2 protein-coding genes are annotated in these 1,468 nt (G+C 28.8%); both read right to left on the minus strand.

Features of this window, described 5'->3' with window-relative positions:
- Positions 1–42 precede the first annotated feature (42 nt).
- Positions 43–957, minus strand: a complete 915-nt coding sequence (locus G5V56_RS18845; protein WP_166968094.1) for an IS3 family transposase — start codon at positions 955–957, stop codon at positions 43–45.
- Positions 876–1,397 carry a helix-turn-helix domain-containing protein gene (locus G5V56_RS18850; RefSeq protein WP_166968092.1) on the minus strand — a complete coding sequence of 174 codons (522 nt, stop codon included), beginning with the start codon at positions 1,395–1,397 and terminating at the stop codon, positions 876–878. The genes G5V56_RS18845 and G5V56_RS18850 overlap by 82 nt, the downstream gene beginning before the upstream one ends.
- Positions 1,398–1,468: the final 71 nt, after the last annotated feature.

Genomic DNA, 1,468 nt, shown 5'->3' on the forward strand with positions numbered 1-1,468 from the left:
ATAGAAAATAGAGTGAACCCAAAAGGTTAGACAAATTTATAATTAATTTTGATAATAATGAGCTCGATATTCAGTCGGGCTCATACCTTTTAAATTTAGTTTAATTCTTTCATTATTATAATACTTTATGTACTCTTTTATGTCATTCTTCAGATGGTTTGTTGATTTATATTTATTTAGATAAAATAATTCAGATTTTAGAATACCAAAGAAGTTTTCTATTACCGCATTATCTAAACAATTCCCTTTTCGGGACATACTTTGAGTAATTCCCTTATCTTTTAATAATCTTTGATACTGTTTCATTTGATATTGCCATCCTTGATCTGAATGTAAGATTAAGTTGGTTTGATTAGGAATCTTTTTAAAGGACTTTTTCAACATCGTAACGACTTGTTTAAAATTGGGTTTTTCAGATAATTCATAACTTATTATTTCGCCATTAAATAAATCTATTATTGGTGATAGATATAGTTTGTTCCCAAAGACTTTAAATTCGGTAATGTCAGTAGCCCATTTTTTATTTGGTTTTACCGACTTAAAATTTCGTTGTAAAATATTGGGAGCTGTTTCACCTATTTGTCCTTTATAAGATTGATATCTTTTAATCCTTATCAAACTTTTCAAACCTAATTCATTCATTAATTTTGATATCGTTTTGTGATTAATTATAAAACCTCTTTTATTGATTTCTAAAGTGATTCTTCTATAACCATACCGACCTTTGTGATGATGGTATATCTGGCTAATCAATTTTTTTATTTCTTTGTATTTATCAATTAAAAGACTTCTTTTTTGATGATAATGATAACTACTCCTTGCCATGTTTGTATGATGTAGTAATACATTTAAATCATACTTATGCCTTAATTCTGTTATGGCTTGTGCTTTTTGTTTTGCTCTTGTTGAATTAAGGCCTGAAACTTTTTTAGCAAGTCCAGTTCTGCTCGTAAAGATTCATTTTCTAATAAAAGTTCTTCTTCCCGAGTTAAAGGTTTATTAGACTTCTTTTTTGCTCTTTTAAATTGCATAGATTTAGGTTTACCTTTTGGTTTATGGTTTAAGCCTATAACCCCATCTTTTTTATAATTACGATGCCAATTCATAACTACAGATTTAGTAGGGATATTAAACCTTATACAAGCTTGACTGAAAGATAATAAATCTTTTTCAATGGCTTTTATCACTTTAAGTTTGAATGGTAAACTGTAGACCTTATTCTTCCTGGGTAGTAATCCCTTTTTACCATATTTTTCATAAAACCTAATCCAATCATGAAGCGTTGTATGATGGCAACCATATAATTTTGAAACAGCATCTACTGTATGATGATTTTTCAATACTTCCTTTACGCAACGAAGTTTAAAATCGTAATTATACTTGACTTTTCTTTCCATAAAAATACCCTCAAATAGTGTCTAACTTTTTGGGGGCAGTTCAAAATCCGCGAGGATTTTCGTAAGTAGGC

The organism is Yeosuana marina (assembly GCF_011762485.1).
Lineage (GTDB): Bacteria > Bacteroidota > Bacteroidia > Flavobacteriales > Flavobacteriaceae > Yeosuana > Yeosuana marina.

Coding starts and splice junctions, on each gene's coding strand:
- G5V56_RS18850 (WP_166968092.1), bottom strand. CDS start 1,397: ATGGAAAGAAAAGTCAAGTATAATTACGATTTTAAACTTCGTTGCGTA.